The 20,098-nt window shown below is 59.2% G+C and carries 18 protein-coding genes and 1 pseudogene; 13 read left to right on the top strand and 6 right to left on the bottom strand.

Annotated elements, in window-relative coordinates:
* Positions 1–229: 229 nt before the first annotated feature.
* From ACM6IK_RS12225 to ACM6IK_RS12205, 5 genes are all read left to right on the top strand, one after another.
* The gene (locus tag ACM6IK_RS12225; RefSeq protein WP_414874531.1) at positions 230–1,366 is read left to right on the top strand and encodes an HlyD family secretion protein; all 1,137 of its coding nucleotides are present in this window, start codon (positions 230–232) and stop codon (positions 1,364–1,366) included.
* Positions 1,366–2,862 carry a DHA2 family efflux MFS transporter permease subunit gene (locus tag ACM6IK_RS12220; protein WP_414874530.1) on the top strand — a complete coding sequence of 499 codons (1,497 nt, stop codon included), beginning with the start codon at positions 1,366–1,368 and terminating at the stop codon, positions 2,860–2,862. Before ACM6IK_RS12225 ends, ACM6IK_RS12220 begins: the two co-directional genes overlap by 1 nt.
* A 19-nt stretch (positions 2,863–2,881) precedes the next feature.
* Positions 2,882–4,360: an efflux transporter outer membrane subunit gene (locus ACM6IK_RS12215; RefSeq protein ID WP_414874529.1), complete on the top strand. Its 1,479-nt coding sequence runs from the start codon at positions 2,882–2,884 to the stop codon at positions 4,358–4,360.
* Between the two features lie 23 nt (positions 4,361–4,383).
* Complete coding sequence (locus ACM6IK_RS12210; protein WP_414874528.1) at positions 4,384–5,334, top strand: aldo/keto reductase; 951 nt, start codon at positions 4,384–4,386, stop codon at positions 5,332–5,334.
* A gap of 64 nt (positions 5,335–5,398) precedes the next feature.
* Positions 5,399–6,331: a LysR family transcriptional regulator gene (locus ACM6IK_RS12205; RefSeq protein WP_414874527.1), complete on the top strand. Its 933-nt coding sequence runs from the start codon at positions 5,399–5,401 to the stop codon at positions 6,329–6,331.
* Between the two features lie 56 nt (positions 6,332–6,387).
* Here ACM6IK_RS12205 and ACM6IK_RS12200 read toward each other — a convergent pair whose 3' ends face one another.
* Together ACM6IK_RS12200 and ACM6IK_RS12195 are read right to left on the bottom strand one after the other, a co-directional pair.
* A complete protein-coding gene (locus tag ACM6IK_RS12200; RefSeq protein ID WP_414874526.1) occupies positions 6,388–6,660 on the bottom strand; it encodes a DUF2790 domain-containing protein in 273 nt (90 codons plus the stop codon).
* A gap of 216 nt (positions 6,661–6,876) precedes the next feature.
* On the bottom strand, positions 6,877–7,317 hold the full coding sequence (locus ACM6IK_RS12195; protein WP_414874525.1) for an Lrp/AsnC family transcriptional regulator: 441 nt from the start codon (positions 7,315–7,317) through the stop codon (positions 6,877–6,879).
* A 139-nt stretch (positions 7,318–7,456) separates the two neighbouring features.
* Here ACM6IK_RS12195 and ACM6IK_RS12190 point away from each other — a divergent pair, with 139 nt between their 5' ends.
* The 6 genes from ACM6IK_RS12190 (at position 7,457) to ACM6IK_RS12165 (ending at position 14,830) form a co-directional block, all read left to right on the top strand.
* Positions 7,457–10,504, top strand: a complete 3,048-nt coding sequence (locus tag ACM6IK_RS12190) for an aminotransferase class III-fold pyridoxal phosphate-dependent enzyme (protein ID WP_414874524.1) — start codon at positions 7,457–7,459, stop codon at positions 10,502–10,504.
* Positions 10,505–10,675: 171 nt separating this feature from the next.
* Positions 10,676–11,464: an ABC transporter substrate-binding protein gene (locus ACM6IK_RS12185; RefSeq protein WP_414874523.1), complete on the top strand. Its 789-nt coding sequence runs from the start codon at positions 10,676–10,678 to the stop codon at positions 11,462–11,464.
* A 63-nt stretch (positions 11,465–11,527) separates the two neighbouring features.
* Positions 11,528–12,175 (top strand): amino acid ABC transporter permease, encoded by a 648-nt coding sequence (locus ACM6IK_RS12180; protein ID WP_414874522.1) that lies wholly within the window; start codon positions 11,528–11,530, stop codon positions 12,173–12,175.
* A 10-nt stretch (positions 12,176–12,185) separates the two neighbouring features.
* Entirely contained in the window at positions 12,186–12,845 is a 660-nt protein-coding gene (locus ACM6IK_RS12175) for an amino acid ABC transporter permease (protein ID WP_414874521.1), read from the top strand.
* A 14-nt stretch (positions 12,846–12,859) separates the two neighbouring features.
* Positions 12,860–13,609, top strand: coding sequence for an amino acid ABC transporter ATP-binding protein (locus tag ACM6IK_RS12170; protein ID WP_414874520.1), 750 nt, complete (start codon positions 12,860–12,862; stop codon positions 13,607–13,609).
* 450 nt (positions 13,610–14,059) lie between these two features.
* On the top strand, positions 14,060–14,830 hold the full coding sequence (locus ACM6IK_RS12165; protein ID WP_414874519.1) for an APH(3') family aminoglycoside O-phosphotransferase: 771 nt from the start codon (positions 14,060–14,062) through the stop codon (positions 14,828–14,830).
* Here ACM6IK_RS12165 and ACM6IK_RS12160 read toward each other — a convergent pair.
* Positions 14,813–14,926, bottom strand: a pseudogene (locus ACM6IK_RS12160) (thiamine biosynthesis protein ThiJ); the annotation flags it as partial. The gene ACM6IK_RS12165 and the pseudogene ACM6IK_RS12160 overlap by 18 nt on opposite strands.
* Positions 14,927–15,066: 140 nt before the next feature.
* Entirely contained in the window at positions 15,067–15,825 is a 759-nt protein-coding gene (locus ACM6IK_RS12155) for a DUF899 domain-containing protein (RefSeq protein ID WP_218431866.1), read from the bottom strand.
* An 84-nt stretch (positions 15,826–15,909) separates the two neighbouring features.
* Between ACM6IK_RS12155 and ACM6IK_RS12150 the strand changes: the two genes are divergently transcribed.
* On the top strand, positions 15,910–17,130 hold the full coding sequence (locus tag ACM6IK_RS12150) for a helix-turn-helix domain-containing protein (protein ID WP_414874518.1): 1,221 nt from the start codon (positions 15,910–15,912) through the stop codon (positions 17,128–17,130).
* 35 nt (positions 17,131–17,165) lie between these two features.
* Positions 17,166–17,798 (top strand): DUF5074 domain-containing protein, encoded by a 633-nt coding sequence (locus ACM6IK_RS12145; RefSeq protein ID WP_414874517.1) that lies wholly within the window; start codon positions 17,166–17,168, stop codon positions 17,796–17,798.
* 656 nt (positions 17,799–18,454) lie between these two features.
* On the opposite strand, the gene ACM6IK_RS12140 is transcribed toward ACM6IK_RS12145, so the two are convergent.
* Positions 18,455–19,315, bottom strand: a complete 861-nt coding sequence (locus ACM6IK_RS12140) for a CAP domain-containing protein (RefSeq protein WP_414874516.1) — start codon at positions 19,313–19,315, stop codon at positions 18,455–18,457.
* Between the two features lie 150 nt (positions 19,316–19,465).
* Positions 19,466–20,095 carry a helix-turn-helix transcriptional regulator gene (locus tag ACM6IK_RS12135; RefSeq protein WP_414874515.1) on the bottom strand — a complete coding sequence of 210 codons (630 nt, stop codon included), beginning with the start codon at positions 20,093–20,095 and terminating at the stop codon, positions 19,466–19,468.
* Positions 20,096–20,098: the final 3 nt, after the last annotated feature.

Below are 20,098 nucleotides of genomic sequence, written 5' to 3'. Positions count from 1 at the left end.
GAGGGATATTCTTACACCATCGCACAAAATTAAGGAATCAGAAATTCCTTGTTCCAGGGTTTGTTGTAGCCGAGCGCGAACTGAGTGTTGCGGCGACGAAACCGACGCGCCGGGAGCGATCCTCCCGGCCGCGCACGGGCTTGCTTCCTTACGACATTTATTGACCTGCGGGCCGCTGGCGATGCTTGCCGACGTCGGCCCGATTACCCGGCTAAAGGCGCACTCGATCATGACCAAAGCGTTCGATCTCCCGGCTTCGCAGACCTTCGAGCACCCAGGCCCAAACCCGGCTGACTCGCGTATCGACAAACCACTGAAACAGCGGTTGCGCCCCTGGCTGATGGTGGGTGTTCCCATCCTCTTCGCAGCGTTGGGGTATGCCCACTACGTGTCGGGGCAGGCCTTTGTCTCGACCGACAACGCTTACGCCCGAGTGGCGAAGGCATCGATCAATGCGCGGATCTCCGGGCAAGTGGTAGAGATCGCCGTCGAAGACAATCAGCAGGTCCACCAGGGCCAGGTGCTGTTCCGGATCGACCCGAAACCGTTCCAGATCGCTGTCGACCGCGCGCAAGCACAACTGGGCGTGGCGCGCCTGCGTATCGATGGGCTCAAGGCCAGCTATCGCCAGCAACAGGCGGAACTGCAATCGGCGAAAGCGTCGGCTGACTTCGACCAAAAGGATTTTGCCCGCAAGAAAGCCCTGGTCGCCTCCGAGTTCGTGTCGAAATCGATTTACGAACGGGCCGACACCGACGTGAAGGTGGCGCGGCAACGGATCGCGTCCATCGAACAACAGATCGCCAGCACCGTGGTCGCCTTGAACGGCAATCCGGACATCGATGCCGACAGTCACCCGACGGTTCGCGAGGCCAGGGCGCAGCTCGACGAGGCGCAGTTGTACCTCTCGTACACCACGGTGTATGCGCCGCAGGATGGCATCGTGGCCAAGGTCGACGACCTGCAGGTGGGCAACTACGTGAATAACGGCGCGCCGGCCTTTGCCTTGCTGTCCGGTCACGAGATCTGGATCGAGGCCAACTTCCGCGAGACCGACGTGACCCACATGCGCCCGGGCCAGGAAGCCACCATCCGCATCGATACCTACCCGGATCGGGTGTTCAAGGCTCACGTCACCAGCATGAGCCCGGGGGCCGGGTCGGATTTCGCGCTGCTGCCACCGGAAAATGCGACCGGCAACTGGGTCAAGGTCACGCAGCGGGTGCCGGTACGGCTTGAGCTCGACGAAATGGACCCGGCGCTGCCGCTGTTCTCCGGGACCAGCGCCACGGTGCGGATCGACACCCGCTTTCGCAGCCCCTGGTGGCATCCGCTCAAGGCGTTATTGACCGCAGGTAACTTCTGATGAACACCCAATCGATGGTAAGCCCCGGTGGGGAGGGCGCGCGCTCGCTCAGGTTCGCGGCCTTGCTGGCGACCTACATGCAGTCGGCGAACCTGCCGCTGCCGAACGCGGCACTCAGGTTGATTCAGGGCAGCCTGTCGATGAGCGACGATCAGGCTGGGTGGATTTTCACCGCGTACCTGGCCGCGAGTGCGATCAGCATGCCGCTCGCGCAGTGGCTGGCCGGGCGCTTTGGCTTGAAGCTCGTGTATCAGGCGGCGCTGGCGCTGTTTGTCCTTGGCTTGTTGCTCGCCACGGCAGCGACGACGCCACTGGAGTTCGTCGGGGCGCGCATCATTCAAGGCATCGCCAGTGGCGTACTGGCGCCGCTGTCGATGGCGATTGCCATGGAAACCTTGCCGCTTCAGAAGCGTGCAACGTTTGGCGCGAGCTGGACCGCCATTGTGCTGTTCGGCATCGTCAGCGGCCCGAGTATCGGTGGCTGGATCGCCGAGCATTTTGGCTGGCGGCCGATGTTCTACCTCAGCGTGCCGCTGTCGGCGTTTATCTTCCTGGTGATGGCGCTGTTGTTGACCGAGAAGAAAGCCGGGAAACCACCGGCGTTCGATTTCTTCGGTTTTGGCACCTTCACCCTCGGCCTGATCAGCCTGCAAATGTTGCTCGACCGGGGGGAGCGCCTGGACTGGTTCGCTTCGCCCGAGATCTGGCTCGAAGCCGTGGCGGCTGCGTTGGGGGCCTACTTGTTCGTGGTGCATGTGCTGACCTCGAAGGTGCATTTCCTCAACAAGCGCCTGCTCAAGGACCGCAACTTCGTGTTGTCGACGGTGATCTTTTTCGCCCTCGGTTTCGTGCTGTTGTCGACCATGGCCCTGACGTCGCCGATGCTGGACGAGATTCTCGGCTATCCGCCGGACACCACCGGCGCCTTGACGATTCCCCGTGGCATGGGCCTGGTTGGCGCTTTTCTGTTGATGGGGCGGCTGCCCGAGCGCTTCGATCGGCGCCTCTTCGTGGCCGCCGGTATCGCCATCGTGGTGTATGCCAACTGGCTGATGCTCGGTTATTCGCCGCTGATGGACGAGTGGCCCGTGGCGGTCGCCGGTGCGCTCCAGGGCGCGGGCCTGGGCATCCTGATGCCGGCGGTGAGCAAAGTCGCGTTCAGTACGCTTGACCCCACGCTGCGCCCCGAAGGTACCGGTCTGTTCAACCTGGCCCGGGTCTACGGCAGCACGCTGGGCGTGGCGATCGTGCAACTGTTCTTCTTCAACAACACCCAGGCGATGCACATGGCGTTGGCCAGCCACCTGACGCCGTACCGCGCCGCTGCGCATTCGCTGGCCTCGGCGCCGTTGCAGGTGCTGGGCGGGCTCAACGAAATGATCACCGGCCAGGCCGCGTTCATCGCCGTGATCGACCAGTTCAAGATCCTGATGGTGGTGATGCTGGTGGTGAGCCCGCTGGTGTTGTTCCTTCGCAAGCCCGTTGCGGCCAATTAGTGTTCGTGGAGTGTGCCAAATGAATTCTTGTGCGCGGGTCATCAACCGCCATCTGCTGCAAACGAAATTCGCGGCGTTGTCGCTGCTTGCATTCCTGACGGCCTGCACCGTTGGCCCCGACTACAAAGCACCGGCGGCGAGTGCGTCGCAGCACTATGACCCACAGGCCGAGGAGCGTCTGGCTCATGGTGCCGACCCACGCATCGACCTCGGCAAGAAGGTCAGTGGCGACTGGTGGACGGCCTTTCGCTCGCAGAAGCTCGACCATGTGGTTCGTCGTGCCATCGACGGCAACCTGGATCTGGTGGCCGCCGATGCCACGATCCGGCAAGCCGCGTCTTCTGTGGCGGCGGCGCAGGGTGCGCTGTATCCGCAGGTCGATTTCGCTGCCGTGGCCGGCCGTCAACGGCTGCACAACACCAAGGAACCCTCCATCGCCAATTTCTATGCGATTGGGCCGCGGGTGGGGTTCGACCTTGATCTGTTCGGCGGCAACCAGCGCTTGGTTGAGCAGCAGCAGGCGTTTACCGAGCTGCAAAAACACCGCTACGAAGCGGCGTACCTGACGTTGACCGGCAACGTCGCCAGCCAGGCGTTGCTGGTGGCCTCCGCCAACGCGCAGATACAAGCCGTGGAAAAACTGCTGGCCAATGACGCGAGGAACCTTGAACTGGTGCGCATGGCCCACCTCAACGGCAGCACCACGCAGATCGATGTGTCGCTGGCCGAGACCCGTCTCGCCCAGGACCGCACGCTGTTGCCGCCCCTCGCTCAGCAGCGCGATGCCGCACGCCACGCACTGTCGATCCTGACGGGGAAGGGACCGGCGGACTGGATCGCTCCCGACTTCGACTTGAGCGAGTTTGCCTTGCCGTCGAACATGCCGGTGAGCCTGCCTTCGGAAATGGCCCACGACCGGCCGGACGTGCTGCAAGCCGAGGCGCAACTGCACATGGCCAGCGCAGCGGTGGGCGTGGCGACGGCGAATCTCTATCCCCACGTCACGCTGTCCGCGTCCCTGGCGCAGGCGGCTTCCGGCAATGGCGGTGCGGCACTCTGGGGGTTCGCTGCCGGGTTGGCCGGGCCGCTTTTCGATGGCGGCACGCTCAAGGCGCAGCAACAAGCTGCCGTCGACGGCTACAAGGCGACACTCGCCGGTTACCAGCAGACGGTCATTACTTCGTTCGGGCAGGTCGCCGACACCTTGCAGGCGATCAACCATGACGCCGAGGAGCACCAGGCCCAGTCCGACGCGTTGCGCGCGGCCGAAACCAGTTTGCAGTTGAACCAGCAGGCCTTCTCGCAAGGCGAGAACAGCATTCTCCAGGCCCTGGAAGCGGAGCGTGCCTACGAGCAGGCACTGCTGGGACAGATCCGCGTGAAAACCGCGCAGTACCTCGACACCGTGCAGTTGTTCATTGCGCTGGGCGGCAACTCCGTCGGTGCCTTCGAGCAACGCGTGGCGTCCGGCGACGGGCAGAAACCTTCGTATCAATAATGGCTGCGGCCTGGAGTAATGACATGACTTATGAAGCCTTTCACGACGGACTGCGCGATACCGGATTCCTGCTCAACCATGGGGCGGTCGAGATGCCGGCGGTTGGGTTCGGTACGTTGTTCCGCGATCTCGCCACCACGACTGAAGCGGTGAAGGAGGCGCTGGCCGCCGGATTCCGCCATTTCGATTGCGCCGAGCGTTATCGCAACGAAGTACAGGTGGGCGTTGCATTGAAGGCAGTGCAGGAGGCCGGCAAAGTCCGGCGTGAGGAGCTGTTCATCACCACCAAACTGTGGAACACCAACCATCGTCCCGAGCGCGTCGAACCTGCGTTCGAAGCCAGTTGCCGACGCCTGCAAGTGGGCTACATCGACTGCTACCTGATCCACACGCCGTTTGCCTTTCAACCCGGCGACAACCAGGACCCGAGGGACGAGCAGGGCAACGTCATCTACGACAACGGCGTGACGTTGATCGAGACGTGGCGGGCACTTGAGCGGCTGGTGGATGAAGGGCGGGCAAGGTCCATCGGTGTGTCCGATATTACGCTGCCGGCGTTGAAGGCGCTGGTTGCCGACGCCCGGATAAAACCCGCCGTGGTGCAGGTCGAGTCCCACCCTTACTTGCCGGAGTGGGAGTTGTTGGAGTTCTGCAACGAGCACGGGATTATCCTGCTGGCGTTTGCACCACTGGGGCATGGCATGGAACCGAATGTGCTGCAGGACCCGGTGCTTGTCGGCATCGCCCGGCGTGTGCAGAAAACCCCGGCCCAAGTGGCGCTGGCCTGGTCGGTACAACGTGGGGTAGCGTTCCTGACCACCTCGGCAACGCCGAGCCATATCCGGGAAAACATCGATATCTCGACCTTGCCGCTCAGGGCCATGGTGGAGATTCAGCAAGACATCACAACCCGTATACGCTTCAACTCAGTGGTTGAAACCGGTGTGCCTGGATTCATTGCGCGCAAAAAGTAATGCCTGACGTCAGGGCGGCCCGTCACGGGGCCGTCCTGTTTGCCGAACCCTTGAGGTGAAAACGATGGATGTTTTCCAGACCCTGCGCTGTTTTACGGCGGTCGCCCAAAGCGGCAGCTTCACGGCAGCGGCCGCGATGCTGGACACCACCACGACCAACGTTTCAAAAGCCGTTTCCAGCCTGGAGGCCAGGCTGCAGACGCGGCTGATCAACCGCACCACCCGGCGCCTGGCATTGACCGAAGCCGGCGTGCGCTATTTGCAGCGCTGCGAGCGGATTCTGCAGGACATACGCGAGGCCGATGAGGAGGCGGGCACCGCTCAGGTCATGCCCGCCGGCCGGCTGAAAATCCATGCCATGTCGGCCATCGGCAACCATTACGTGATCGGCGCCATTGCCCGCTACCGGGAAACCTATCCTTCGGTTCTGTTTGACCTGACCGTGACCAATCGGCTGCCGGATTTGCTCGAGGAAGGCTATGACATGTCGATCGTGCTGGCGCGGGACCTGCCCGACTCCGGATTCGTCGCCCAGCGGCTGGGTATCACCTACAGCATTCTCTGCGCCTCGCCGGCGTACCTGAGCAAACGCGGGGCTCCCGAATCGCCGGGTGAGCTTGGCGGCCATGATTGCCTGCGAATCGTCAACACGGTCATGCCGGCGCAGAACTGGGTATTTGAAGGCCCGCAGGGGATAGAAACGTTCAGCACACCGGTGTCGCCCTTTCACGTCAACACGGCTGACGCCATGACCTTCGCGATCAAGAACGGGATGGGGATTGGCATTCAACCGATTGCTTCGGCCGTCGAGGGCCTGCGGGCGGGGACGTTGGTGCGAGTATTGCCGGGGTATCGGCTTGAGGAACTGAACCTGTTTGCGATCTACCCGTCACGCAAGTTCGTGGATGCAAAAATAAAAACCTGGGTGGAATTTCTGAAGCATTCCATACCGGGGTTGCTCGCTGCTGATGAAAAAATTGTCGGTGCATCTGTGTAGCGATGTGGCTGGCGCTGTACGCATGGAGTGTCGACCCACCACCGTCCGTACAGTGTTCAACCGTTCGAGCAACCGGTGCCCATCACTTGGTACTCAATGGTGCGGCGTTGACCCTGGGAATCTTCATAGGTCATGCGCGCCGGCACTGGTCCGCATTCATCGGCGACTTGCGAGACTTCGATGACGCGCTTGATATCGAGCCTGGTGCCGTATGTGTAGGTTTCAACCTGCGCCTGGCTGCTTGCGGCAGTCGAGTGGCTGTTGTCTGCAAAGGCCTGGGCACCGGCGGTGCCAAGGGCAACAAAGAGTGCGATGTTCAACAGTTTCATGATCTTCACCTCGTGGTTGAAGCGTTGTCCTGCAAGGGTGTTCAGCCTTGTGAGCGGGTTGCATCTGACTGGGTTTGCTCACTTGGGTAGAGCCGATATTAGGCGTTTGGCGGGGACGCAAATATCGGCTCGCGGGATAAACACTGTTGCCGGATCGCTCATGAATCGAGGGAGCTTTGGTGGGGAGTTGGTCTCAAGTCTTCTCCCCCAGCCAAATCAGGAACTCTGGCGATCAATATCGCGCCGCAGAACGACGGCGGTGGTGATGTCTTCAACGGATTCGTGACTGGCTACTGCATCTCTGACCCGGTTCAGATCATCGATGGTGCGCGATTCGACCTCAATGACCAGATCGAGCTGGCCACTGACCGAGGAGACGCGTCGTACTTGCGAGTTTTGGGCAAGCAGGTCCAGCAAGCTGATGGCTGGTGTGCGTTTCAGGCCTACAAGCAGGATGGCGCGAATCACGTGGGCATCGATTTCGCCGATATCAGCTCGGTAGCCTCTGATCACACCATTGCGTTCAAGGTTGATGACTCGTTCACTGGTAGCACTTCTTGAAAGCCCGATTCTCGCTGCCAGGGCCTTCAGGGCAATTCGAGCCTCTTTGGAAAGAATTTCGAGTATTTCGCGATCTTTCGTGTCTAGGTCGCGCATCAGAACTCCCTAATTTTGCCGCCGAAATTGTGCCGGTCGATTCCGGCAATATGCAGGCTGAAGCCGACCGTATACCTACTGCCGTCCAGGGCTTTGCGTGCCAAGCTATCTGAAAAAAATGGCTTGGAAAACAACTACCATGACAAATCTTTCCCATCCCGCCCCCCAGTTCTCGACCGGGGATGCCGAAAAACTGAGTGAGCAGCTTTTCAACGTTATCGGTACGGCCACACCTCTGGATGGCGAGCGCGACCGCAACTACCGGTTGAAGACAGGAACCGATGCCGGATGGATTCTGAAGGTCGTCAACTCGACTGAGCCGCGAGTTGAAAGCGAGTTTCAAACAGCCATTCTCAGTCATCTCGCCACTCACAACCCCGAGCTTACTGTGCCTTTTCTCAAGAAAAGCCTTGCCGGTGAATACCTCGCCACTGCGGCAGCGCCCTCGGGCGAAACCCATGCGGTCCGCCTGGTGAGCTGGTTGCACGGAACGCCGCTGGCCGAGGTCAAGCGTACGTTCGAATTGATGCGCAGCCTTGGCCAGTCGTTCGGTGAGATCGACCGTGCACTTCAGGGCTTCATTCATCCGGGTGCGGTGCGTGATCTCGACTGGGATTTGCGTCACGCCGTACGTTCGCGATCCCGCCTGCACTTTGTGAAAGATCCTGGCAGAAGGGCCATTCTGGAACGCTTCATTGAAAACTTCGAACAAAGCGTCCAACCGAAGCTTTCGCGCCTGCGTGCACAAGTCATTCACAATGACGGCAATGACTGGAACATCCTCGTCGATTCCCGCAACCATCAGAAAGTCTCGGGCGTCATCGATTTCGGCGATGCGGTCCATACGATCCTGATTGCCGAAGTCGCCATTACCTGCGCCTATTCCATTCTCGACATGGAGGATCCAATCGGCGCGGCCGCCGCTCTTACTGCCGGTTTCCATGACAAGTACCCTCTGCAGCCGGAGGAGCTTGACGTCCTCTTCAATCTCATTGCGATGCGCCTGGTCACCAGCGTCACTTTGTCGGCATCGCGATACGACCGGACGCAAGACAATCCCTACCTTGGCATCAGCGAAGCGCCGGCCTGGCGTCTTCTGGAAAGGTTGGATCGCATGAACCCTCGACTGGCAACGGCGATCCTGCGCAAGGCCTGTGGTTTTGACGCGATCGAAGGCGCTGGTGCGGTTCGCCGCTGGGTTGCCGAAAACAGTAAGTCCTTCGCAGATATCGTGCGTCCATCTGCGGCAACCATGAACAAGGCTATTGCACCGTTCGGAGATTCGTCGCATGTGATGACTATCGCTTCAGCCGAGCAGCGTCCAGCGGAGGCAACGAAGTGGTGGAATGATTTTTCTGCCGAACACAAGGTGCCGCTCGGCATCGGGCCGTGGGGCGAGGAAAGGACCATCTACACCGACACGGCGTTTGAGTCGCGATTCATCGAAGGGCAGCGTCGGATCATCCACGTCGGTGTCGACTTGATCATGCCCGCAGGAACGCCTCTCTATACGCCTGTTGCCGGTGTGGTGCAGAGCGTCGAGGTCGAGCATGAGCCGCTTGGCTATGGCGGCTTGATCATGCTCGAACACTCGCCTGAAGGTTGCCCGCCATTCCTGACGCTGTGGGGGCACGTGGCTCATGAAGCCCTGGCGCGGCTCAAGCCCGGTGACCGCCTGGAGGCTGGCGCGCTTGTGGGATACATGGGCGCGGATACGGAAAACGGCGGGTGGATCCCCCATGTGCATTTTCAGATGTCCACCGACACCGGGCTGAAGGCGGGCGAGTTCATCGGCGTAGGTGAACGGGCTTATCTTGAGGTATGGGCCGACCTTTTCCCCGATGCATCGGCTCTCGCGGGGATTCCTGCGGAAACCTACAGCCAGGACGGACGCACCAAGGCAGAAGTTGTGGCCAAGCGTAAGGAGTTGTTGCTTCCAAACCTGTCGATTTCCTATTCAGATCCGATCAAGTTCGTTCGCGGTGACGGGGTCTGGTTGATCGATAACTTTGGCAGGGCGTATCTGGACTGCTTCAATAACGTCTGCCATCTCGGCCACTCCCATCCAGATGTAGTGCAAGCGCTTTCGCGGCAGGCTGCCCGCCTGAACACAAACACGCGTTACCTGCACGATAATATTGTGGAGTATGCAGAGCGGCTCACGGCTACTTTGCCTGAAGGTTTGGCGGTCGCTTCCTTCGGGTGTTCGGGAAGTGACGCAAACAGCCTCATGCTGCGTATGGCGCGCAATCACACAGGGCGTAACGATGCAATCGTGCTGGATTGGGCTTACCACGGCACGACGCAGGAGCTGATTGACCTCAGCCCTTACAAATACAAGCGTAAAGCCGGTAAAGGCCGTGCAGTCCATGTGTTTGAGGCGGCCGTCCCGGATGCCTACCGTGGTTTGGATCACTGGTCGTTCGAGGAACTTGGCAAGCGTTACGCCGAGAGCGTGGCGGATCAGATCGAGATCATGCGCAAGCAGGGCAGAGCTCCGGCGTTCTTTCTGGCGGAGTCCATTCCAAGTGTCGCCGGGCAACTGTTCTTCCCGGAAAACTACTTGAAAGAAGTCTACGCAATGGTGCGTGCAGAAGGCGGTCTTTGCCTGGCTGACGAAGTCCAGGTCGGCTTCGGTCGTGTAGGTAGCCACTGGTGGGCTTTTGAAACCCAGGGTGTCGTTCCCGATGCGGTCTCCATGGGCAAACCCATTGGCAACGGCCATCCCATGTCGGCGGTTGTGACCACGCGTGAGATTGCAGACAGCTTCAACAATGGTATGGAGTACTTCAATACCTTTGCCGGTAGTCCGGTTTCATGTGCTGTAGGGCTCTCGGTGCTCGATGTGATCGAGCGCGATAACTTGAAACTCAACGCACTGACCATTGGCAACTATTTGCTCGACGGCTTCCGTAAATTGCAGCAGCGCTACGATGCCATTGGCGATGTGCGCGGGCAGGGGCTTTTTCTCGGGATAGAACTTGTCACGGACCGCAAAACGAAAGTTCCGGCCACGCAGTTGGCCAGGCGAGTAGCCGATGGTGCCAGGGAACGAGGTATTTTGATCGGTACTGAAGGCCCGCATGACAATATTCTGAAAATGCGCCCATCGATGATTTTCAGTCAGGCAAATGCTGATTTTCTGCTTGAGGTCCTGGACGAAAGCTTCAAGGCCGCACTCCGGTAACCTGGTTGGACGATGTGACTACCCGACATAGTGTCGGCCAACTCCGGCAATGTGTCAGTCAGGCTGACACCTTGCCGGGTGCTTTCCAAAGTTGCCTATGCAAGACTTTTCATGAAGGCCGGGTGAATAACCCCAGAAAAATAAAAAACAATTCTTCCAAGGTGCCATTCAATGCTAATTAAAAAGCTCAAGGGTTTGATTGTCGCTTCCACTGTGGCGGCTGCGGCACTACTTTCCACTTCAGTTGTTCACGCTGATGATTTGCAGTCGATCCAGGATTCCAAAGAGATCCGTATCGCGATGAGCGGTCAATACTCGCCCTTCAGCTTTGCCAACGAGCAGAACCAGATTGTCGGTTTCGACGCTTCCATCAGCGAGGCGCTGGCCGAGCGGATGGGGGTAAAAGTGACGATCATTACCACGCCATTCGACGGGATAATTGCAGGTCTTCTCGCGAAAAAATATGACGCCATTATCGCTTCGATGACCATTACCCCGGAACGGCAGAGGGCAGTCGATTTCGTTGGGCCCTATTACCATGCTGGTCGTACGATCGTAGTGAAGGACGATTCCTCGATCAAAAGCCTTGATGATCTCAAGGATGTTGTTGTCGGCGTTACGCTCGGAGATGCGCACGATAAATGGGCCAGGGCCCGCGGCAACCTGAAGGTGAGAGCGTATAAAGGTCTTCCCGAAATGCTTGTCGATCTGGACGCCGGACGTATCGATGCGATTGTGATGGACAGTGTTCCAGTGTTGGTCGCCGTCAAGGAAACCGGGCAGAAGGTTCGCATCATTACTCCACCGGATAGCGATGGTGCTCTTGAGGGAATGGGAATTGCGTTGCGCAAAAATAACCCTGAACTCAAGGCGACGATGCAAAAAGCCCTTGAAGATATGCTCGCCGATGGCACCTACGAAAAGATCTCGATGAAGTGGATTGGCAACGATATTCGCTAATTCGTATTCAGCATGGCTCGACTGAGCGTCGGGCCGGCCAATCGGACTTTTCTGAGCGTTCCCATGGATCTGACACTCATACAGCGCACATTCCCGTTTTTCCTGGAGGCAGCCTGGATTACGCTGCAGATCTCGGTACTCGCACTGCTACTTGGTTTGCTGGTCGCTATCGTGCTGGTTGCTGCGCGGTTGTCCACTGTTCTTATATTTCGGTACTTCGCAAGAATCTACATAAGCGTTTTCCGCGGCACTCCCTGTCTGGTTCAGCTGTTCATCATTTACTTCGGTGGGCCGCAGATCGGGCTTGAGCTGGAGCCATTTGCTGCAGGTGTAATCGGTTTGGGCCTGAACATCGCTGCTTACATGGCGGAATCCATTCGTGGCGCAATCATCAACGTTGACCTTGGCCAGGAAGAAGCGGCACGTTCAATTGGCTTCGGACGTGGTCAAACCTTATGGCTTATCACGCTGCCACAAGCTGCAAAATTGATGATAAGGCCGCTAGGTGTCAACGCTGTCGCACTTGTCAAAGGTTCTGCATTGGTGTCGACGATCTCGGTTGTTGAACTTTCATATACAGCGCAACGCTTTATCAGTTCAACGTTCAAACCCTTTGAGATGTTCATGATGTCTGCGCTGCTTTACATCGTGATGGTCTACTTTGTCAGGTTTGTTGTTGACTATCTCGATAATCGATACGCGGCAAAGTGAGAGCGTTAAAATGCAAAGCCTGGATCTTAGTATAGTTGCACCTTATTCCGAGCTGCTTGCGACAGGCCTTGGGTGGACGGTTTTAATGTTTTTAAGTTCCAGCGTATTGAGTTTGATGGCAGGGGTGGCCTTTGCACTCATTGTTCTTTATGCGCCTAAGTTGTTGTCTCTGCCCGTGCGCTTCATTACGTGGTTGCTCATGGGGACTCCACTCCTGCTTCAGTTGTACGTGATTTATTATGGTCTTGTGCAAGTAGGGGTCGATATTCCTGCGCTGGTGGCAGGCATCATAGGTCTTAGCCTGCATTTCGCCGTCTATAACGCCGACGTCATTCGTGCCGGCGTGATGTCAGTAGACCCTGGTCAAATTGAGGGGGCCCGGTCTATAGGCTTCAGCCGTGGGCAGACCCAGCGTTACATCATCGTGCCGCAAGCGCTTCGCAGGACTATTGCGCCGCTGGGAAACAATCTGATTGTCCTGTTGAAGGACACCTCTCTGGTTTCCATAATCGGTATTGCCGAGTTGGTATACAGTGCGCAACTTGCCGTGAGCGAGACCTATAGCCCGTTTGAGTTTTATCTGACTGTTGCGGTTGTTTATTATGCAACCAATCTTGTTCTCGAAGCCGGCCTGCATTTTCTCGAAAAAAAAGTAGAGATGTCACGATGATAAGAAAAGAATTCATGGTTGAGGTGAAGAACGCTCGCAAGGCTTACGGAGCACTTGAAGTACTCAAGGGAATCGATCTTTCCGTATCTCGCGGACAAATCGTCGCCATTATCGGACCAAGCGGATCAGGCAAAAGCACGCTTCTGCGGTCAATCAATCACCTGGAAGCACTTGATGATGGCGAGATCTGGTTAGAGGGTGAGCAAGTCAATCGGCCATTGAAAGGTCGTGCGTTTGAACAGCATATAAATGCCGTGCGTCAGCAGATGGGCATGGTATTCCAGCACTTCAATCTGTTTCCGCATTTGACCGTGTGTGAAAACATTGCTCTTGGCCCGATAAAACTCAAGGGGGTTACGAAAAAAGCATCTCGTGAGCTGGCATTGGAGTATTTGTCAAAAGTTGGATTGGCCAACAAACTCGATGAATATCCTTCTCGCCTGTCGGGCGGACAGAAGCAGCGCGTTGCCATAGCAAGGGCACTGGCGATGCAGCCAAAGGTCATGCTGTTCGATGAAGCTACATCGGCACTGGACCCCGAGCTTGTCGAAGAGGTCAACCAGGTCATGAAACAACTCGCTGCGGAGCACATGACGATGTTGATCGTCACTCATGAAATGCGCTTTGCAGGTGAGGTGGCAGACCGGATTGTTTTTATGGATGGCGGGGTTGTAGTGGAGGAAGGGGCGCCGCAAGAGATCCTGCAAAACCCCGTCCACGAACGAACCCGGTCATTCTTGAAAAAGCATCTGCACGATAGATAAGTTGCGCTTTCGCTTCTCAACGCCCGGGGCAGGTGCGATCAAACGCCGAGGTTACGACGCAGGCAATGGACCGAATCGCTTTTGGAGCTGCTGATCTTCATCGGCGTTACGGTTTCAGATCGCGGATGACCACTCTTGGCCGGTTCTGTTGAAAAAGTCGCCCATGGTTTGCGCATCAAAAAAAGTAGGCGTCCGAGATTGAAATCTTTACTTTTGGCAGAAGCATCCGGACTCGGATTTCACGTAGCAGCGTGCAAAAAAGGCGTGTTCACCAATCAATGATCAGGCAGTTTGGGCAGACCGACTTTTTCAACAGAATCGGCAGACCGCAGCCTGTCGTGAAGGGCAGCACAACCCATGGTAGACGTTCGGCGATAACCTTTGGTTTGAGTCTTGTTTGTCATGCAACCGACTGGCAGTAAATCCGCCAACACTTGAGTAAGTGACAGTATGTACATTCCTACCCAATGGTCCCAAACATTCAGTGGGGCGCCTATTGAACGACAAACTATCGGAGAGTCAGGAGCCGAGGTTTCTCGCATCCGCTGCATCAATGGGGAACACCTGTTCGTGAAGTCCGAGCCCATTGGCGTACACAGTGAGCTGCCGGAAGAGATTGAGCGTCTTCGTTGGATGAGCCGGCTTGACCTGCCTGGGCCAACAGTTCTTGATGCTACGACAGAAAACAATCGCCATTGGTTACTCATGAGTGCCGTCCCTGGACATGATCTGGCCAGTGCCAACGATTTGTCTCCACCCCAAGTCATCAGCATCCTGGCGGCGGCACTACGTACTCTGCACCAGATGCCAATTGAGACATGTCCCTTTGATCACCCCTTGGAGCTGCGCATAGCCGCCGCCAGGAGTCGAGTGAGTGCCGGGCTCGTTGACGAGGCAGACTTTGACGATGCGCGGTTGGGTCGGACCGCTGAGGATGTTTTCGCAGAGATGCTGTCGACGCTCCCTGAAACCTATGATCTTGCGGTCACCCACGGCGATGCCTGCCTACCGAATTTCATGGTCGAAGGAAGCAGCTTTACCGGCTACATCGACTGCAGCCGGCTGGGCATCAGTGACATCTATCAAGATCTTGCACTGGCTGTCCGAAGCATAGAGCGCAACCTTGGACAGGCATGGGTAGCGCCATTTTTTCGCGCCTATGGTGTAGAGCCAGATCAGCAACGTATAGCGTTTTACTGTTTGCTAGACGAGTTCTACTGATGAACCGACTTCGCCTTGTCGGATGCTGAGCCCGATCAAGGCATCATAGAGCTCTTGCTGCCCAGTTGGCAGAACCGGGAGCAGCGTCGCGCGGCGACTTTGTGCCGCGATACACCCCGGACCGTGCCGAGGGATGGCAGGAATGGGCGACCCGGCGCTGAGTCTCCCAGACCAAGCCTGCACCGGTGGACAATCTGGCCGACATCTTCATCGACGGTCAGTGACGCTGCTGGCGCTCACTGGTACTCATCATGCCGGCGCCACCAGGGCCCCGTTTCATTGCGTCCCTTGGGTGCGCGGTCGAGCCATTGGTACATGCCCCACAATCCGTCCAGGCCCCGGGCGTAGGTGGAATAGGTGTGATAGATCTCGCCGTCTTCCAGCACAAACGTACTCAGTCCTGGCCTGTCGCGGGTATAGGTCGGCGCATCGGTGCCACAGGTCGCGGCGAACTGTTTCACCGGTTCCGGAACTTCACTGGCGTCCATGGCATGGCCGCCGCGCTGGTAGTTGTACTCGACCAGCCCTTCACGCTGCTGCGCTTCGGTGAAGTAAACGTTGAAGTCGGCGGTGAAGTCGCTGTCGGCGGCCGAGGCCCAGGGGAAGGTCCAGCCCATTCGGCGCTTGTAGGCCTGCAGTTTCGCCAACGGCGCGCGGGATATGGCCATCAGGGTCACGTCGTGGTTCGCCAGGTGGACGACGATGGGGTCGAAACTATCGGCGATGGCTGAGCAGGACGGGCAGCCGGCCGTGTAGTCGGGCCCGAACATGAAGTGGTAGACCAGCAGTTGCGAGCGCCCTTGAAAGAGCTCGGCCAGGGTTGCGCTGCCGTTGTCGGTATCGAAACGGTACGTCTTGTCGAGACGAACCCAGGGCAATGCCTGGCGTTGCCTGGCGACTTCATCGCTGCGTCGGGTCAGGGCCTTTTCCGCTTCGAGCAGTTGCAGGCGTGCTGCCAGCCATTGTTCCCGGGTCGCGGTATTGTGGGTGTTCATCGTTGTACGCTCCTGGTGAAAGGTCGTGATTTAGACTAAACCCGGGTATCGAATGAGGGGAGTGACAAGTGTGGCGGGATTTCGATGGACTCGATGATCATGGCAGCTGCCCAGGCGCTGGCCGCAGGGAACCCGCTGGGCGCACTGGACCGTGTGGCCTTGCGCGACGATGCGCCGGCGCTGGCCCTGCGCGGTATCGCCATGGCGCAACTGGGCGATCTGGTGCGGGCCCGGGCGCTGGTCAGGCGTGCGCAACGGGCCTTTGCGCCCAGGGAAGTGCTGGCCCGTGCGCGCTGTGTGGTGGCCGAGGCCGAGATCGCCCTGGCTTCGCGGGAACTCGGGTGGCCGGTCAAGGCGCTCGAAACGGCGCGGGTCACCCTTGAACACCACGGTGACCGGGTCAATGCCGCCCATGCGCGGTATCTGCAAATCCGCCGGATGCTGCTGATTGGTCAGCTCGATGAGGCGCAGCAGCGACTGGCCGAACTCGATCCCGGGCCATTGCCGCCGGCATTGCGTGCGACCCATGAACTGGTACTGGCGGGTATTGCCATTCGACGCCTGCAATCGAACGCGGCACGGGACGCGTTGACGAGGGCCGGGCAAGCGGCCAGTCAAGCGGGGATTGCCGCGCTGATGGCCGAGGTCGAACACGCTGCGCGCCTGCTCGATGCCCCCGCGGCACGCCTGATTGCCCAGGGTGAGGCACGGCCGCTGTTGCTCGGTGAAGTTCAAGCGTTGCTCGGTTCAACGTCGCTGGTGGTGGATGCCTGCCGGTACGCTGTGCGTGGCTGTGGCATGTCGGTGTCGCTCGCGACGCGGCCGATTCTGTTCATGCTTGCCCGCGCGTTGGCCGAAGCGTGGCCCGCCGACGTCGCGCGGGAAACGCTGATCGCGCGGGCGTTCCGCTTGAAGCTTTCGGATGAATCCCATCGCGCCCGGCTTCGCGTGGAAATCGGCAGGCTGCGTCAGGCACTCAAGCCCTTGGCCGGCATCACCGCGACGGCTCGCGGTTTTGCCCTGCAATCACCGGTGTGTACGCAGGTGGTGACACTGGCGCCGCCGGTCGAGGAAAAATTTGCCGCGGTATTTGCCTGCCTCGCCGATGGCGAGTCGTGGTCGAGCTCCGCCCTGGCATTGGCGCTGGGCACTAGCCAGCGCACGGTACAGCGCACACTCGATACACTGGCAGAGGAGGGCAAGGTGCAATGGTTTGGCCGTGGTCGCGCGCGGCGCTGGATGACGCCGCCCGTGCCGGGATTCGCGACGACCTTGTTACTCCCGGCACCGCCGCCCGGTGGCTAGGATGAACGCCACCAACCCCAATGAGGAATGCCGGAATGAAACACGCAACTGCTGAGATCATTCGTGAATATGGCCCGTTTGCCGATGTCGACCATGTGTGCGGCGTCACCTGGGACGGCGAAAAGGTCTGGTTCGCCAGCAACAGCAAAATCAACGCCCTGGACCCGCAAAGCGGCAAGGTGCTGAGCTCGATCGATGTCGCTGCCCATGCCGGCACCGCGTTCGATGGCGAGCATCTGTTCCAGATCGCCGAAGACCGCATCGACAAGATCGACCCCCGCACCGGCCGTATCCTCGCCACGATTCCCGCCCCCGGCGCAGGCACCGATTCGGGACTGACCTGGGCCGAAGGGACGTTGTGGGTGGGCCAGTACCGCGAACGCAAGATCCACCAGATCGACCCCGAGAACGGCAAGATCCTGCGCACCATCGAATCCAACCGTTTCGTTACCGGCGTGACCTGGGTGGACGGCGCGCTGTGGCACGGTACGTGGGAAGGCGATGAAAGCGAGCTGCGCCGGATCGATCCGCAATCGGGCGAAGTGCTGCAGAGCCTGAAAATGCCCGAAGGCGTGGGCGTGTCGGGGCTGGAGTCCGATGGCGGCGAGCGGTTGTTCTGCGGTGGCGGCGACAGCGGCAAGGTGAGGGTGGTGCGCCGGCCTTCGTGAGGCGATGCTGCCAAGTACACCAGGTACAACCTTTGTGGGAGCGAGCTCGCTCGCGATAGCGGTGGGTCAGTCACACCGATGCTGACTGTAAGGACGCCATCGCGAGCAAGCTCGCTCCCACTGGGTTAGTGGGTGTACGCAAAATCTGCAAGCAACCGAAATCACTGTGGGAGCGAGCTTGCTCGCGATAGCGGTGGGTCAGCCGATATCAATGTTGAATGTGCCGGCCTCATCGCGAGCAGAAAGGCAACTGCCTTGGCGCAATTCATCCATATACAGTCATCTGCACACCGATAGTATTTTTCCGTCCTGCCATGTTTTCTGCTGGTCGAAATCGGTCTAAAAGCCTGGTTGGCAATCGTGCCTGTTTTGCTATCCTCAACCTTGTAGGTGAAGACGCAGACTGATGCGCAAAAGGATAGCAAGGAGACGTGGGGCGCGTTCCGAAGGGTACACGGTTAGAAAGATCCCCGCGCTGGGATCCAGCCCTTATGCCGTGTGAAGCAGAAGAGTTCCAAGACAGATTCACGGCTCTTTTGTGGGAGGCCTGATAAACCTTGTAAGCCGGAGACCAGCGCCGGCCACCTACTTCACTCACCCGCGAGCCCGCCCAGTGCGGGCTTTTTAATGCCCGCAAGGTGGGTCTGGTCAGCGGCTCAGGGCGCGCCAAACAGCATCGTCCAGTAAACACCGTTGTCGCTGCGGGCGTTGGCGGCGTAAGCGGCACCGACCTGGGTGAACATCGGGTTCATCAGGTTGGCGCAGTGTCCGGGGCTGGCGAGCCAGCCGGCCATGGCCTTGCTCGGTGAGCCTTGCCCGGCGGCGATGTTTTCACCGATCTGCCGGCCACGGTAACCGGCGGCCTTGGCGCGGTCGTAGGGCATGTCGCCGTCGGGGTCCTGGTGGGCGAAATAGTTGCCGTAGGCCATGGCCTTGCTATGGCCCTGGGCGGCGGCGCCGAGGGAGGCGTTCCAGGTCAGCGGCCGCGCGGCCCCGAAGCGCTGGCGACCACACAGGCGCGGCTTTGCCCGGGCGGCGTTGACCTGCGCCAGCAATGCCTGTGCGGCGCTGCGTGGATCGCCGGTCTGCCCGTCGAGCACCGGCCGTGCCAGCACCACTTGCCACTCACTCCCGGCGCGGCTGACGCCGATGTCGGCGTATTGATTGTCGAGCAGTGCGGCACAGTGTTCGTCCTGGAACATATCGAAGGCTTCTTCGGCATCCCGTGCACCCACCACGCGGATGGAGCGCACCATGGTTGCCTGATAACCGGAAGCCTTTAACCGCTCCCGCAACCCACCGCCATAGCCAACGGGCAAGGCCAGGTTCGACTTGAGTGTCAGGGGTGACAAACGTTGCGTCGGCCGCCGGTCGCAGCGTTGCGGATGGGCGCGATAGTCGTTGATGGCATCGACCAGTTGCCGTTGCCCATCGGCGTGGGCGGGGCTGGCAAAAAACGGGAGCAGGGAAAACAGGCACAGCGAAGAAAAGCGCAAGGCAACGGCAGTTTGGCGCATGGGACGGGCAACTCGGATGAGATGACGACGATAGGAGTGGGGGGAAAGCGCTGGGTATGACTGGTGACTCGACACAAGGTTCACGGCGGACAAGCAACTGCCTGTCGTCCAACCGATGCGTTCGACGAAGGGGAAGGCGTGGTGCGCCGTTTAAACGGGATCCTGGTCCTCTCTCGGTCGCAGCCTGAAACGACAGACATGCCCGCCGCGCACCATGCACTCGCGGTGTTCGACTTCACCGCCGCCCAGCGTGCCGATCAAGGCCAGGTCCAGTTGGCAGACCACCGGGTGGGCAGCGGCCAGGCGATGGAAGACGCAGTTATGCGCGACGATTTCCGGGGTGTCTCCTGAGCGAAAAAACACCTCGGCCTCGTAGCCTGTCTGGTTCATGTGCTGGACGATCCTTGCTTCGTCCACGACCTGTTGTTCCAGCTCCGAAGCCAGCTTGCGGCCCATGCTGCGCATCAGCGTGGCCAGGGCTTCGGGGCCGATGATGGCGGCGACTTCATCAATCAATACGCTGGCCAGTAGCTGATAGTGGCGAGGGAACTGCTCCCGCGCGTGGTCGGTGAGCCGATACAACTGCTCCGGACGACGACCCGTCGGACGGGTGTCGCCGCGCAGCACCAGACCGTCACGCTCCAGCGCCGCCAAATGTTGGCGGATCGCCGTGCGCGTGACGGCCAGATGTTCAGCCAACTCGTCAATGCTCATGCCGCCCGCATGGTGCAGCAGCGCATTGAGCAGGTCCTGCTGTGTTCGGCCCAGTCCTTCCAGCATGGG

The sequence above is a fragment of the Pseudomonas sp. IT-196MI5 genome (genome assembly GCF_949767415.1).
Classification (GTDB): domain Bacteria; phylum Pseudomonadota; class Gammaproteobacteria; order Pseudomonadales; family Pseudomonadaceae; genus Aquipseudomonas.
This window is presented reverse-complemented; position numbering and strand designations above follow the sequence as displayed.

Excerpts from the sequence above, each read along its gene's own strand:
- ACM6IK_RS12155 (WP_218431866.1), bottom strand. The coding sequence starts at position 15,825 with ATGAACACCCACAATACCGCGACCCGGGAACAATGGCTGGCAGCACGC.
- ACM6IK_RS12180 (WP_414874522.1), top strand. The coding sequence starts at position 11,528 with ATGGATCTGACACTCATACAGCGCACATTCCCGTTTTTCCTGGAGGCA.
- ACM6IK_RS12150 (WP_414874518.1), top strand. The coding sequence starts at position 15,910 with ATGGACTCGATGATCATGGCAGCTGCCCAGGCGCTGGCCGCAGGGAAC.
- ACM6IK_RS12170 (WP_414874520.1), top strand. The coding sequence starts at position 12,860 with ATGGTTGAGGTGAAGAACGCTCGCAAGGCTTACGGAGCACTTGAAGTA.
- ACM6IK_RS12135 (WP_414874515.1), bottom strand. The coding sequence starts at position 20,095 with ATGCTGGAAGGACTGGGCCGAACACAGCAGGACCTGCTCAATGCGCTG.
- ACM6IK_RS12195 (WP_414874525.1), bottom strand. The coding sequence starts at position 7,317 with ATGCGCGACCTAGACACGAAAGATCGCGAAATACTCGAAATTCTTTCC.
- ACM6IK_RS12175 (WP_414874521.1), top strand. The coding sequence starts at position 12,186 with ATGCAAAGCCTGGATCTTAGTATAGTTGCACCTTATTCCGAGCTGCTT.
- ACM6IK_RS12215 (WP_414874529.1), top strand. The coding sequence starts at position 2,882 with ATGAATTCTTGTGCGCGGGTCATCAACCGCCATCTGCTGCAAACGAAA.
- ACM6IK_RS12140 (WP_414874516.1), bottom strand. The coding sequence starts at position 19,315 with ATGCGCCAAACTGCCGTTGCCTTGCGCTTTTCTTCGCTGTGCCTGTTT.
- ACM6IK_RS12185 (WP_414874523.1), top strand. The coding sequence starts at position 10,676 with ATGCTAATTAAAAAGCTCAAGGGTTTGATTGTCGCTTCCACTGTGGCG.
- ACM6IK_RS12165 (WP_414874519.1), top strand. The coding sequence starts at position 14,060 with ATGTACATTCCTACCCAATGGTCCCAAACATTCAGTGGGGCGCCTATT.
- ACM6IK_RS12225 (WP_414874531.1), top strand. The coding sequence starts at position 230 with ATGACCAAAGCGTTCGATCTCCCGGCTTCGCAGACCTTCGAGCACCCA.
- ACM6IK_RS12145 (WP_414874517.1), top strand. The coding sequence starts at position 17,166 with ATGAAACACGCAACTGCTGAGATCATTCGTGAATATGGCCCGTTTGCC.
- ACM6IK_RS12210 (WP_414874528.1), top strand. The coding sequence starts at position 4,384 with ATGACTTATGAAGCCTTTCACGACGGACTGCGCGATACCGGATTCCTG.
- ACM6IK_RS12220 (WP_414874530.1), top strand. The coding sequence starts at position 1,366 with ATGAACACCCAATCGATGGTAAGCCCCGGTGGGGAGGGCGCGCGCTCG.
- ACM6IK_RS12200 (WP_414874526.1), bottom strand. The coding sequence starts at position 6,660 with ATGAAACTGTTGAACATCGCACTCTTTGTTGCCCTTGGCACCGCCGGT.
- ACM6IK_RS12205 (WP_414874527.1), top strand. The coding sequence starts at position 5,399 with ATGGATGTTTTCCAGACCCTGCGCTGTTTTACGGCGGTCGCCCAAAGC.
- ACM6IK_RS12190 (WP_414874524.1), top strand. The coding sequence starts at position 7,457 with ATGACAAATCTTTCCCATCCCGCCCCCCAGTTCTCGACCGGGGATGCC.